Origin of the sequence: Shewanella sp. GXUN23E (genome assembly GCF_050865035.1) — a bacterium.
Taxonomy (GTDB): Bacteria; Pseudomonadota; Gammaproteobacteria; order Enterobacterales; family Shewanellaceae; genus Shewanella.
The window spans coordinates 15,122-27,966 of the sequence record NZ_JBOZWP010000028.1 but is presented as its reverse complement, the minus strand read 5'-3'; the positions used below and the strand labels follow the sequence as shown (position 1 = coordinate 27,966).

The 12,845-nt window shown below is 55.1% G+C and carries 10 protein-coding genes; 5 read left to right on the top strand and 5 right to left on the bottom strand.

What is annotated here, in order from left to right; all coding sequences use genetic code 11:
* Positions 1-133 precede the first annotated feature (133 nt).
* Together ACRRUX_RS18890 and grcA are read left to right on the top strand one after the other, a co-directional pair.
* Positions 134-937, top strand: a complete 804-nt coding sequence (locus ACRRUX_RS18890; RefSeq protein ID WP_432533408.1) for an SDR family oxidoreductase — start codon at positions 134-136, stop codon at positions 935-937.
* A 268-nt stretch (positions 938-1,205) separates the two neighbouring features.
* Positions 1,206-1,583, top strand: a complete 378-nt coding sequence (gene grcA / locus ACRRUX_RS18885; RefSeq protein WP_432533405.1) for an autonomous glycyl radical cofactor GrcA — start codon at positions 1,206-1,208, stop codon at positions 1,581-1,583.
* A gap of 52 nt (positions 1,584-1,635) precedes the next feature.
* Here grcA and ACRRUX_RS18880 read toward each other — a convergent pair whose 3' ends face one another.
* From ACRRUX_RS18880 to purH, 4 genes are all read right to left on the bottom strand, one after another.
* Complete coding sequence (locus ACRRUX_RS18880; RefSeq protein WP_432533402.1) at positions 1,636-1,860, bottom strand: hypothetical protein; 225 nt, start codon at positions 1,858-1,860, stop codon at positions 1,636-1,638.
* Positions 1,861-2,005: 145 nt separating this feature from the next.
* Positions 2,006-5,212: an ImpA family metalloprotease gene (locus ACRRUX_RS18875; protein ID WP_432533399.1), complete on the bottom strand. Its 3,207-nt coding sequence runs from the start codon at positions 5,210-5,212 to the stop codon at positions 2,006-2,008.
* A gap of 209 nt (positions 5,213-5,421) precedes the next feature.
* A complete protein-coding gene (purD, locus tag ACRRUX_RS18870) occupies positions 5,422-6,717 on the bottom strand; it encodes a phosphoribosylamine--glycine ligase (protein ID WP_432533396.1) in 1,296 nt (431 codons plus the stop codon).
* Positions 6,718-6,775: 58 nt separating this feature from the next.
* Positions 6,776-8,365: a bifunctional phosphoribosylaminoimidazolecarboxamide formyltransferase/IMP cyclohydrolase gene (gene purH, locus ACRRUX_RS18865; RefSeq protein WP_432533393.1), complete on the bottom strand. Its 1,590-nt coding sequence runs from the start codon at positions 8,363-8,365 to the stop codon at positions 6,776-6,778.
* 497 nt (positions 8,366-8,862) lie between these two features.
* Between purH and zntR the strand changes: the two genes are divergently transcribed.
* The 3 genes from zntR to ACRRUX_RS18850 all read left to right on the top strand — a co-directional run bounded on the left by zntR (position 8,863) and on the right by ACRRUX_RS18850 (position 11,904).
* The gene (gene zntR / locus ACRRUX_RS18860) at positions 8,863-9,315 is read left to right on the top strand and encodes a Zn(2+)-responsive transcriptional regulator (RefSeq protein ID WP_432533390.1); all 453 of its coding nucleotides are present in this window, start codon (positions 8,863-8,865) and stop codon (positions 9,313-9,315) included.
* Between the two features lie 23 nt (positions 9,316-9,338).
* The gene (locus ACRRUX_RS18855) at positions 9,339-10,754 is read left to right on the top strand and encodes an SO_0444 family Cu/Zn efflux transporter (RefSeq protein ID WP_432533387.1); all 1,416 of its coding nucleotides are present in this window, start codon (positions 9,339-9,341) and stop codon (positions 10,752-10,754) included.
* A gap of 136 nt (positions 10,755-10,890) precedes the next feature.
* Positions 10,891-11,904, top strand: a complete 1,014-nt coding sequence (locus tag ACRRUX_RS18850) for a DUF4382 domain-containing protein (RefSeq protein ID WP_432533384.1) — start codon at positions 10,891-10,893, stop codon at positions 11,902-11,904.
* Positions 11,905-11,962: 58 nt separating this feature from the next.
* Here ACRRUX_RS18850 and ACRRUX_RS18845 read toward each other — a convergent pair whose 3' ends face one another.
* On the bottom strand, positions 11,963-12,796 hold the full coding sequence (locus tag ACRRUX_RS18845) for a cytochrome c3 family protein (protein WP_432533381.1): 834 nt from the start codon (positions 12,794-12,796) through the stop codon (positions 11,963-11,965).
* Positions 12,797-12,845: the final 49 nt, after the last annotated feature.

The following is a 12,845-nucleotide window of genomic DNA, read 5'->3' as shown; positions in this document are numbered from 1 at the left end:
AACAAATATGCGTTTGCTACTGTGCCAAGGGGAAATCACTCTGTTATCGCCAAAATCTCACAAATTTATCACATTTGATTGCGTTCATAGTCCGGCTGTGAGAGTTTGAAATGCGCCTTGTCGGAGAAACTAAATGGCTGACTTAAAAGATAAAGTTGTAGTTATTACCGGAGCTTCAGAGGGGATTGGCCGGGCACTTGCCCTGGAGATGGCACCGCTGGGGTGTCACCTGGTGCTGTGTGCCCGCAATCAGGAACGTCTGCAATCGCTGGTCGCTGAGATTCATGCCCAGGGCGGAGTGGCAACGGCCTTTGCCATGGATATTACCGACCGCCTGAGCTGTACCGATCTGGTGACTCTGTGCGAGGTGGAACTGGGGCGGCTGGATATTCTGATCCATAACGCCGGCATTACCATGTGGTCCAGATTCGACCAACTTGCAGATCTGGAAGTGATGGAAAAGCTGATAAGGGTGAATTATCTGGCGCCGGTACAGTTGACCAAGCTGGCATTGCCGGCTCTGAAAACCGCCAGGGGGCAAATAGTAGTGGTGTCCTCGCTGGCCGGGTTAACCGGTGTGCCTGAGCGTAGCGGTTACTGCGCATCCAAGCATGCGGTCACCGGTTTTTTTGATTCGCTGCGGATTGAACTGGCAGCTCATGGCGTCGCCATCACTCAGATTTATCCGGATTTTGTGTTGTCAGAGATCCATAAACGGGCGCTGGATGCCAGAGGCAATCCATTGGGTCATTCACCCATGCAGCAGGATAAATTGATGACGGCGCAGCAGTGTGCACACTTAATGGTGCCCGCTATTTTGGCACGGCGCAGGGATTTGTTGACCTCTACCCGCGGCAGGCTGGGCAAGTGGCTGAAAATGCTCTGGCCAGCCATGTTGGACTGGGTCGCCATGAAAGCGATTACCCAGCGTAAATGATCCCGGCACCGGGCTCACTATCGGGCCATCGCCGCCTGCCAGCGGGCATCACTGCTCACCTTATTTTATTTGTTTGCCAGTGATACAAGTAAGTAATCACTGGCATCTGCAGGATAGTCTGCTGCTGGAAATTGAAATTAATAATTTCACTCAAAACACAAGATGTAGTGTGTGTATCGCAAAATTAACACAAAAAAAGCTGTTGAGTTTGCTTAAAAGCATCTACAATCCAGCACATTATTCTGTGGTTAATTTAGGTGAACTCATTATGATTTCTGCATTCCAAATTACTCAATCACCATCCGAAGAACTGATCAACTCCATCTGGTTGCACGATCAGCAAGAAGGTACTGTGCGCTGTGTTGCTGCCAAGAACCAGGAAATGGTAGATAACGTTGCCGCTTACGCTGAACTGGGCGAGTTTGAGTCCCGTGAAGTTAAAGTTGAGATGCCAGTTGCCCGCGAAGGTGGCCAGCACCTGAACGTTAACGTACTGAAGCGTGAAACGCTGGAAGACGCGATTGCTCACCCTGAGAAGTACCCTCAGTTGACTATCCGCGTGTCCGGTTATGCGGTACGTTTCAACTCGCTGACTCCTGATCAGCAACGTGACGTCGTTACCCGTACTTTCACCAAGAGCCTGTAACTGCTCTTCGGTTGGTGTACGCAAGGTAAAGAAAAGGCTGCCCTGGGGCAGCCTATTTTTTTGCCTGATTGCTCAGATGTTTTGACAGCGCCTGCGCTGCATCGTGATGGGTGGCATTGTCTTTGTTGATGCTGATCGCCGCTTTATGGCCTGTCATATCCTCAGCGATATGCAGCCAGTCAGGATGCCAGTAGAAGTGCATGCCGGAAATGCTTTCCCAGTTATGTATGCCATCTTTTTCGCCGTTGTAAATCAGATTATCTATGTCTCTGGACATGACTTTAACCTCCCCAAAATCGTTAACTGATAAGCTGATACTCCGCCTGTGGCGGGTCTTGGGCAAGTGAACAATCGTTAAAAATACGCCCGCAAAGCGCGGGCGTATTCACATCAATCATCAAACCATTAATCACCCGCTACAATCACGCCTGAGGCACAGGGCAACCGGCTGGACTGTTGCCATCGCGCCACACGGTTGTACCATCAGCAGGAGACAGCGGCAGGAAGGTCAGGCCTTCGCTCATGTTCGCCGGTGGCAGATCCGTTTCCAGAATATACATGCCCATTGGCAGGCTGCCGCGGGTGGCATTGGTCTGTACCTGAGTGGCGGCCAGAGAGGAATACCTCAGGCCCAGCAGGTCGAAATGACTGCGCCAGTCCATCCCGGTCAGTTTACTCAGAGACACCAGCATAAAATCATTGCCAGGAATGTCCCTGACCCTGCGGCCACCGTAAACGGCATGACCTTCATAGGGGAACAGGCCAAAGCCCAGCCGATCCTTGTTGGCATCCCAGTCGGCGGCGCTGCCGGAGACGGCGCCGAAAATACGCTGATGCTGGTACAGCAAGGTAAAGATGCTGAAACCATTGCTCAGACGGGTACCATCCGCCAGTGTCATGCCGTGAGCACGCAGCGCCATCTGGATATAAAATGCCATGCGATAGCCATTGTGGGTGGCGTAGGCGTTGCTTGCCCAGGGGGCTTCATAGCGGCTGGCGCCGTTATCCAATTTATTACAGCTGGCGCCCAGCACGACCCGGTTGCCTGCCGAATCCTGTACATTGGCCGCATCTGACATGAACACATAGAAAAGATCCTTGTGGTTCATGTGACCATCGGTGATCTGGCTGGTGGCGCCGTCGCGCACATAGTGAGCTCGCCACTTCACCACATAGGGGAAGATGTTATTGGAGTTTTCTCCGGCGCGGCTGCCATAGCCCGGCCAGTTATCGGCATCAGCTGCGCTGGCATACTGCACGTTCAGGCGATTGGTTTGCAGGTTGTGCCCCAGCTCATGGTTATCACCCCAGCCGGTCGGGCTGATATCCCAGCCGGCATCCCAGGGGTTACCGCTGCAGCCCCAGCCGCAATGGGCGTTTTGATCATAGTTGGCGTGCTGGATGATACGACGGGTGTGCAGCGACTCATCAAAGCACTCTTCGCCCAGCAGGTTACTGCAACTATTGGCCACATCAGCCGGCAGCGATTGCTGCAGGGTTTGGCCCTGGATTTTCAGGCCCGCCAGGGTGTAGACGGTATTGATATGATCCTCGGCCACACTTTTGAGCAGCGCAGTGATATTTGAGCCACCAATGGCGTTTTCAAACTTGTCCCGGCGCATATGTTGCTCAGCGCCGTCGTTGCGCAGATCCACATGGGGCAGTTGGGTGTCAGCCATCAGTTGATTGAAGCGCAGGATCTGCGCCGGATCGGAAAAATCCATCACAGTCGGGTGATGGACAATACCGCTGGCACTGACATCCACCGTCAGCTCGCCATCGCCGTTACCCAGATACAGATACAGCGGGCCGCCATAGGGGCTGGAGAAACTGACTGACTCACCGGCGGCCAGCGGCAGGCGCTGAGTGGCCAGCTCCAGTGGCCCACGGTAAACCTTCTGCTCAAACGCCCGATTGGTGTTGGGTCTGTGGTAGTTGAGTTTCACCTCCGCTCTGGCCGATGAGCTGTCGTGACGGGTCAGGGTAACGGTTTGTCCCGGCAATACGTACCAGCCTGTGGTGGTCCACTGATTGGGGTAGGGCACTGAGATAGCCCTGCGGTCAGTTTTCACTGCAGGATGCGGATAGTCGGCATTGCTGCCCTTGGCAAGATTGTTTCTGTGGGTGACAAACTCGCCCAGATCCGGTTGGGCCGCGTTATCAGCACGGGCGTAGTTCACCAGCCAGTCGGCCAGCAGCGCCTGCTGCCAGGCAGTGTGATCTTCCCAGGCGATGGGGTAATCAATGGCCTGACGGTATTTGTCTGCCAACAATACACTGGCTTTGAGGGTATCGGCACCGTCAAGGGAGAAGCTGTCAGTTGCGCTTCGGTCCAGGGTGATCAGCGCGCTGCGCAGCCAATCCGCGCCCTGTTTAAAGTTTTCCTGAAACCCGGTCACGCCACAGTTGATGAAGTTGCCGCCACAGCTGCTCAGCAGTTCAGTACTGAAGTTGCCACTGGCAAGATTGGCCAGCAGAGTGTCGACCGCTTTGAGGTTGGCATCATCGCTTTTGATGGTGGCGACGGCCAGATCGCTGACCTGCAATTTTTGCCAGTAGTTGCCCCAGGCGACCAGGCCCATCTGCCGGTAAAGCGGCGTGAGCATGGCACTGGCATCCCGGCGGTAATTAGACAGCAGAATGGGGATGCCAGCGGCTTTGGCTTTGGCTACCGCAGCTTCGATACCGGCAAAGCCCAGGCCCTGGCGATCGATGTCGGAAATCACAATCAGATCCGGCTTGAGGGTGTCGATACACTCGCTCAGCGCCGAGTAGTCACAGGCGTTGGCCTCGTTGATACTGTGGCTGCCAGCAAAATGGGCATTGAGCCAGTTACGTATCCCCTCATTGTGGGGGAAGTACCAGCTGTCGGCGCGACTGGGCACCTGAGCGGTGACCAGCACCAGGCCATCTGTCTTATCCTGGCCCTTGGTCAGCCAGCTGATAAGCCCCTTGAGAACACTGTCGGTCTCGGCATTGGTGCTGACTGAAAACAGGTTGGAGCCCATGGCTGCCCAGCGATAGTCCTGCTGCTCGGCGGTCATCACCAAGCCGCGTACGGCCGGATCGCCATTGCCATTGATGTTGGAGGGCAGCAGGGTCAGGGTCGATTCCGGCAAAAAGCTGGTGAAGGTGATGGAGTCATGGCTGGGATGCCAGCTTAAGCTGCTGATCCCGCTGAAAATCTGATCCACCATGGCTTTGCGGGTCTGCTCGCTGGTGACGATCGCCTCTCTGGCATGCGTGATCAATTCATCGGCACTGGCCAGGCTGTGGTCGCGCTCGCGGATGGCGTGGCTGGCGTGAGTGATAAAGCTGGCCGAAACCGTGCAGTCGGCATTGATGGCCGACGTGATGTAAGTGGTGCCGGACAGGCTGCCACCACAGCCACTGATGCTGTCGAGCACATAGCCTGCTGCTGCTTCAACGCTGAAGCTGCCCTGCTTGCCGGCTTCTACACTCAGGCTGGTTGGGGCCAGCTTGCCACCATTGTCTGTCTGGGTACTGGCCTGGTAAACACTGACCGGAGGAGGCGTGGGCCCGGTCGTGTTGCCATCCCCTTCTGAACCGCCGCCACTGCATCCTGTCAGTGCCAGTGCGATTGCACTGAACATCAGAGAGTTTTTCATGAGCCATCCTTGTTAATTGGCTGTTGCTGCAAAGTGGTTATTATAGCGGTGTTGGATGTTAAATAAATAATAAAAATTCAATAAAAACAATGTTATATGCGTCATTGTTTTGGCGGGTGTCAAAAATAAAAACGCCCCGCCAAGTTGGCGGGGCGTTGACGCTGATCGCCAGAACTGACGATCAGATATGTGCTGCAGTGCGCTTGGGATTATTGATTTTCCCGGGCGATGGCACGGTAGCCTATGTCGGTGCGGAAATACACGTCATCCCAGTGAACCTGGTCGACCAGTGCGTAGGCGGCTTTTTGCGCCTCGGTGACAGTGTGGCCCAGTGCGGTAGCGCACAGTACCCGGCCGCCATTGGTGACCACATGGCCGTCCTGCATTTGGGTGCCGGCATGGAAAATTTTGGCGTTGTTGTCGCCCAGATCCAGGCCATCGATCACATCGCCTTTGCGGTATTCATCCGGATAACCACCGGCTGCCAGTACCACGCCCAGGGCAGCGCGCTCATCGTACTCAGCGGTCACTTTATCCAGTTCACCGCGGCAGCCCGCCAGACACAGCTCCACCAAATCTGACTTGAGGCGCATCATAATGGGTTGGGTTTCCGGGTCGCCGAAGCGGCAGTTGTACTCCAGCACCTTGGATTTGCCCTGGCTATCTACCATCAACCCTGCGTACAAAAAGCCGGTGTAAGTGTTGCCTTCAGCGGCCATGCCATCCACGGTTGGGCGGATCACATTCGCCATCACCCAGTCGTGTACCTCCTGAGTGACCACTGGCGCCGGAGAGTAAGCGCCCATACCACCTGTGTTGGGGCCGTTGTCGGCATTGTCGCGCGCCTTATGATCCTGGCTGGTGGCCATGGCGAGGATATTGCTGCCATCCACCATCACAATAAAGCTGGCTTCTTCGCCCCTGAGGAACTCTTCCACCACCACCCGGCTGCCGGCATCGCCGAACTTGTTACCGGCCAGCATGTCATCAATGGCGGCATCGGCTTCCTGCTGGTTCTGGGCAATAATCACGCCTTTACCGGCGGCCAGACCATCAGCCTTAATCACAACAGGGAAGCCGGTTGTGGCTGCCAGTGAGGCAACAAAGGCTTTGGCCGGTTCGATCTCTGTGAAGTTCTGATAATCGGCAGTCGGGATCTGGTGGCGCGCCAAAAAGTCTTTGGTGAAGGCTTTGGAGCCTTCCAGCTGCGCGGCGGCCTGAGTCGGGCCGAAAATAGTCAGGTCAGCTGCGCGAAACGCATCGACTACACCCAGAACCAGTGGCGCTTCCGGGCCGACTATGGTCAGCGCGATGTTATTGTCTTTGGCAAACGCCAGCAGTCCCTGCACATCGGTCGCTTCGATGGCGACATTTTCCAGTTTGGGTTCCAGTGCCGTGCCGGCGTTACCCGGTGCCACAAACACGGTTTCCACAGCAGGGTTTTGAGCAGCCTTCCAGGCCAGTGCATGTTCGCGGCCGCCGCCACCAATTACAAGAATCTTCATCTGCTAATTCCTTAAATCCTGAATGTAAAAGGCAGTCTGTACGACTGCCTTATGGCGATTAATGACGGAAGTGGCGCATGCCGGTAAACACCATGGCCATGCCATGTTCATCGGCCGCCGCGATAATCTCTTCATCGCGGATCGAACCGCCTGGCTGGATGATACAGCTGATGCCTGCGGCCGCTGCAGCATCGATACCATCGCGGAATGGGAAGAAGGCGTCGGATGCCATCACTGAGCCTTCAACCTGCAGGCCTTCATCAGCAGCCTTGATACCGGCGATTTTGGCACTGTACACCCGGCTCATCTGGCCTGCGCCGACCCCAATGGTCATACCGTCTTTGGCATAAACAATAGCGTTGGATTTCACAAACTTGGCCACTTTCCAGCAGAACAGCAGGTCTTTCAGCTCCTGCGCAGTCGGCGCACGTTTGGTAACGACTTTAAGGTCATCCAAGCCGACCATGCCCTGATCTCTGTCCTGCACCAACAGGCCACCATTAACCCGCTTGTAGTCCAGTGATTTAGTCTGAGTGTTCCACTGACCACACTCCAGCAGACGCACGTTATTCTTCTTGGCGACTACATCGCGGGCGGCCTGACTCACCACAGGGGCGATAATCACTTCCACAAACTGACGCTCAACAATGGCGGCAGCAGTTTCGGCATCCAGCTCACGGTTGAAGGCGATGATGCCACCGAAGGCGGAGGTTGGGTCGGTTTTAAAGGCGCGGTCGTAGGCGTCCAGCAGGTTGTCGCCCAGGGCTACACCGCATGGGTTGGCATGCTTAACGATTACGCAGGCAGGGGCGTCGAACTCTTTGACACACTCCAGCGCCGCGTCAGTGTCGGCGATATTGTTGTAAGACAATGCCTTGCCCTGCAGCTGCACGGCAGTGGCCACTGAGGCTTCATCAATTTGAGTATCAACATAGAAAGCCGCAGTCTGGTGGCTGTTTTCGCCATAGCGAAGATCCTGCTTTTTGAGCAGCTGGGTGTTGAAGGTGCGCGGGAACTTGGAGTCTGCGGCACACTCATCATCTGAGTGGGCCGGTACCATGCTGCCGAAGTAGTTGGCGATCATGCCGTCATAGGCGGCAGTGTGCTCAAAGGCGGCAATGGCCAGATCGAAGCGGGTGGCATGGGTGGTGGCGCCGTCATTGGCGGCCATTTCGGTCAGCACGCGATCATAGTCTTTGGCGTTCACCACGATAGTGACGTCTTTGTGGTTTTTGGCTGCGGCACGCACCATGGTCGGGCCGCCGATATCGATGTTCTCAATGGCATCTTCCAGCGTACAGCCTGGCTTGGCAACGGTCGCTGCGAAGGGGTACAGGTTAACCGCAACCAGATCGATGGCATTGATATGGTTGTCGGCCATCACAGCTTCATCCATGCCGCGACGGGCCAGAATACCGCCATGAACCTTGGGGTGCAGGGTCTTGACCCGACCGTCCATGATTTCCGGATGGCCTGTGTAATCAGACACTTCAGTAACCGGAATGCCATTGTCGGCCAGCAGTTTGGCGGTGCCGCCAGTGGACAGCAGTTCCACACCCTGTTGGTGCAGGGCAGCAGCGAATTCGAGGATACCGGTTTTATCGGACACGCTGAGCAGCGCGCGGCGGATAGGGTTTGGAGTTGTCATGGGTTTACAGGGTCCAGTTTGTAGTGGTCTTTCTTGAGGCGCAGTCAGTTATTCCGGCCCTAAGGCAGGCAGACTGATGCCTTTAAGTTCAAGGATCTTTCGGAAAGCAGCGCTGGGACTCAAACACAGAGCCGGCGCTGCTTTCCAAAAGTCCCTTATCCAACAGGGACAAACCGGAGTGGACAGATTGCCACTGGGGTAGAGGAGAGTGCATGTGACGACCTCCTCAGGCGGGCGTATTTTACATGAGATGCTCAGAGCTCAGGGTTTTTATGTGTAATTTCACAATATTGATATGCGAACACCGGGGGACTGATGGCGAACACCGCCTCCGATTGCTGCGCAGTGTTTGCTGATGTGAGGCCGTTGCACTGGCGTTGGTCGGGGATGAATCATGGAAATGTGATTTGAGATCAATTCTTATTTACCTGAATCCTTGACCTTGGATTAAACTCCAAGGTTTATACTCCGGCTTAAGTGGATACAGGAGGATGTGCATGTATCGCATTGGTGAACTGGCCAGTTTGTGTGACGTCAAGGCCGATACCCTGAGGTTTTATGAAAAGCATGGGCTGCTGACGCCTTCACTGCGGACCGATTCAGGTTATCGCCTGTATACCGAGCAGGACGCCAATCGGCTCAGGTTTATTCTGCGGGCCAAGGCGGTGGGCTTTACCCTGGGGGAGATCACCGAGCTGTTGTCCATTGAGTTGAATAAGTCTGAGTGGGCCTGTGCGGACGTTAAAGGCATGGTGGATGACAAACTGGCGCAGGTTGAAGCGCGTATCGCTCAGCTCACGGTTTTTCAAACTACTTTGCAGACCCTGTCCCGCGCCTGTTGCGGCGGCAATGAAAGTGCCGAGCATTGCTCCATTCTGGAGGCGCTGGAGTCATCCCTGACTCAGGTGCGCTGTGAGGAGCATGGCTGTGGCTGTGATCATGATAAGTAACCAGGCGAAAGCTGGAAGTCACTATGTTATTTGAGAATTTTTTAAAGCTGTTTCTGGAGTCTGCTCCCTGGTTGTTACTCGGGTTGGTATTGGCTGGTTTGCTAAAGGTGTTTGTGCCCATGACCTGGATGCACAGGCAGCTAGGTGGTCATGGTTTGAAGACCACCATCAAGGCGGCCCTGTTCGGAGCGCCGCTGCCCCTGTGTTCCTGTGGTGTGATTCCTGCGGCGGTGGGGCTGCGCCGCGCCGGGGCTTCCAAGGCGGCGACCACGTCGTTTATGGTGTCCACGCCGGAAACAGGCATTGATTCGGTCAGTGTTTCTTATGTGCTGCTTGGGCCTTTTATGGCGATAGTCCGCCCGATTGCTGCTGTGATCAGTGCTGTGGTTGCGGGATTGCTGGTGGGTCGGGATGATGACGATGGCAAACCGGCGCAGATGCAGACATCGTCACCTTCTCCAACACAGGCCAGCAGCGAGTTATCGTCCTGTTGTTCATCTCATTCAGGCGGTGAGCCCCGGTTAACAGCGCAGAGCAGCTGTTGCAGCCAACCTGAGTCGGCGCTGGTGATGAAGCCGGTGACCTCCTGCTGCAGTTCGTCATCAGTTTTGGTTGCCCCTGTTGCCACGGTTGAGCCAGCCAGCGGAAGTTGCTGCTCATCTAAAAGCAGCGCAAATGCACAGTCAGATACAAAGTCGCAGATTGCATCCTGCTGTCAATCAGCGACATCGGATCTGCATTCTCATGACGATCACGGGGAGCATCACAGTCATGGCCAGTTGGGTCATCGTCCTCAACAACATAACCATGAGCAGGGGGCCTGTTGCAGCAGCACTGAAGATACCGCCACCCTGTTGCAGGGGACCTCAGTGTCTTACCGAATCTTCAGGGGGCTGCATTATGCCGCTACCGATTTGGTGAAAGACACCACAGTCTGGCTGTTGATCGGACTGTTCTTTGCGGCGCTGGTGCAAACCTATGTGCCGGGTGACTTTCTGGCTAAATGGGGCGATGGCATTCTGGCGATGCTGGTGATGGTGGTGATCTCTGTGCCCATGTATATCTGCGCCACGGCATCGACACCGATTGCGGCGGGCTTGTTGTTGGCTGGTGTATCTCCCGGCGCCGTGCTGGTGTTTATGATGGCTGGCCCAGCCACCAATATCGCGACGCTGGGGGTGGTATCCAGAGAACTTGGCAAACGCGCACTATATGGCTATCTCGGTGGGGTGCTGGGGGTGGCGCTGGTGTCAGGTGTGCTGGTGAATTATCTGGTAGCAACCTTTGGTTTTATCGTGAAGCCGCAAATTGGTGAACACTATGAACTGTTGCCGGATTGGGTGGTTGCTGCTTCCGGGCTGTTGCTGGCCTTCCTGATGGGCCGGGTACTGTGGCAGATGTTGCCATTCAGGGCGCCCAAGCGGGATTGCTGCTCCTGAGCCGCCTGTGAGGCAATATCGTTAAACCGGTCACTGTCGGCAGAACGGCCAGGGGTGATCTTTGTTAAGGCTGTGTTCATCTGTGTCATGGATTATCATCAGCTGCTGTGTTTATACAAAGTGGGTGGGGAAATAGATGAACGCTAAATTGACTTTTGCGGCGCTGGCGGTTGCCAGTGTCACGTTGGTTGGCTGTGGTGGCAGCAGTAACGATACACAGGTAGAAACATCAGGCCGTTTCAGTCTGGGCGTGTCAGATAGTCCTGCGTCAGTTCAGAACGTTACCATTGCCTTCAAGCAGGTGGTTTTGAAAGGCCAGAATGGTGAAACCTACAACTACGAAGTTGCCAGTAATCAGGGCGGCGCGCTTCAGGTCAACCTGCTTAACTATCAGGGGGGCGATATTGCGCCACTGGTAAACGGCAAGGAGCTGCCATTTGGCGAATACCAGATGTGCATCTTCATGGAAAACCGCGAGCAGTATGACGCTGCCAGTTCTTTTGTTATCGATGCAAATGGCAATGGTTTGGGACTGGATACCAACAGTCAGGGGAGCTGTGCGGGTGTTACTGCCGATGAGCCCGGCACCGGTCGTCTGTTCTTCAATAAAGCATTTACCATTGCTGCCGGGGACAATAACTTCGTTGTGGAGTTTGATCTGGCCAAAGTGCTGCAGTCGCCACATGGAAATAAGGATTACTACACTCTCAAGCCCACCGGAGTTCAACTGGTAAATACCGTTGAGGTAGGCTCCATTGACGGTGATGTAACCGCTGAATTTATGGCTCAGTGCGAAGCCGATGCCGGTGGTTCAGTGTTCAGCCCGGCTGTATATCTGTATCCGCAGAACACAGGTCTGGACAGCATGAGTGACTTCCGCAGTGGCGCCGTGGAGTTGGGGCAGCAATTACCTCTGGCCTCTGCCCGGGTGGTGCAGGATGACAGCACGCCAACCAGCTATGACTATGAATTCGGTTTTGTGGCTGCCGGCACTTACACTGTGGGATATACCTGTCTGGCGCAGAATGATGATCCGGACGCTGACAACAATGCGGATGATGTTGATGCCCCATTCAAGATGTTTGCGGCCAGCGGCAATCTGACCGTGGTTGCCGGGGAAGATACCCATTACAATTTTACAGGACTGTGATCCATCAGTATCAAGCAAAGGCCACATCATGTGGCCTTTTGTGTTTTTGGGCGGAAGATCAGTTGTGACCGTGGACCTGTGCCGAGGTGGCCTGTTCCAGTACGGCCTGCTCACCGTGGCATTGTGCGCAGATTTCGCCAATGTTCGGGCGCAGCAAATGCTCATCTTCAGTACCGTGCGGGTCATGGCAGTGGCTGCAGTTGCCCTTGAATCCCGTATGCTCGGTTTTGAAGGGTCCCTGTTTGTCGATATGACATTCAAAACAGGGGGCGTTGAGTGCCGGCGTCTGATAGGCCGGCTCCCATTTACTGCCATGGGCGGCATGGCAGTAGGTTGAACAGCCCTGCTGGATATTGTTGCCATGGTCATCCACCAGACCATGGGTGAACTTCATCCGTACCTGCTTTTGCAGCTGGGGATGACATTCCAGGCAAGCCAGGGTTTGTTTCTGGGTGTCAGGAATGGCGTTGTCCGTGTGCAGGCCGGTGTGACAGGCGGCGCAGGGGGTAGTTTCCAGCGGGAACTGATCGCCATGACAGCGCAGGCACAGCTGATTCTGCAGTTTGGCACTGGCATTGGCCTGAGTCATCGGGCCGGGTCTGAGCATAGGGTTGGCCTGTGGCTCATCCGCGTGCTGTCCCAAAGGTCCATGGCAGGCTTCACATTCAATGCCGGCGGCGGGAGAGCCTGCCAGAGTTTTGTTGCCATGGATAGAGCTTAAAAAGCCCTGCATGGCGTCTTTGTGGCATTCACGGCACTGGGCTGCGCCGATTTGGCTGTAGTTAGCCTGTTCAAATTTGTTGATAAACAGTTCGTCTTTTACATCAGCCGCCATCGCAGGGCTGCCCAGCAGGCATCCGGCGATCAGCAGGCTCAGTGGCTTAATTGTCATGATGGATTCTTATTGTTGTGACTTTTCGAAAGGACAAAAAGGCGGGAGT

Excerpts from the sequence above, each read along its gene's own strand:
- grcA (WP_432533405.1), top strand. The coding sequence starts at position 1,206 with ATGATTTCTGCATTCCAAATTACTCAATCACCATCCGAAGAACTGATC.
- ACRRUX_RS18845 (WP_432533381.1), bottom strand. The coding sequence starts at position 12,796 with ATGACAATTAAGCCACTGAGCCTGCTGATCGCCGGATGCCTGCTGGGC.
- ACRRUX_RS18850 (WP_432533384.1), top strand. The coding sequence starts at position 10,891 with ATGAACGCTAAATTGACTTTTGCGGCGCTGGCGGTTGCCAGTGTCACG.
- ACRRUX_RS18875 (WP_432533399.1), bottom strand. The coding sequence starts at position 5,212 with ATGAAAAACTCTCTGATGTTCAGTGCAATCGCACTGGCACTGACAGGA.
- ACRRUX_RS18855 (WP_432533387.1), top strand. The coding sequence starts at position 9,339 with ATGTTATTTGAGAATTTTTTAAAGCTGTTTCTGGAGTCTGCTCCCTGG.
- purD (WP_432533396.1), bottom strand. The coding sequence starts at position 6,717 with ATGAAGATTCTTGTAATTGGTGGCGGCGGCCGCGAACATGCACTGGCC.
- ACRRUX_RS18880 (WP_432533402.1), bottom strand. The coding sequence starts at position 1,860 with ATGTCCAGAGACATAGATAATCTGATTTACAACGGCGAAAAAGATGGC.
- ACRRUX_RS18890 (WP_432533408.1), top strand. The coding sequence starts at position 134 with ATGGCTGACTTAAAAGATAAAGTTGTAGTTATTACCGGAGCTTCAGAG.
- zntR (WP_432533390.1), top strand. The coding sequence starts at position 8,863 with ATGTATCGCATTGGTGAACTGGCCAGTTTGTGTGACGTCAAGGCCGAT.
- purH (WP_432533393.1), bottom strand. The coding sequence starts at position 8,365 with ATGACAACTCCAAACCCTATCCGCCGCGCGCTGCTCAGCGTGTCCGAT.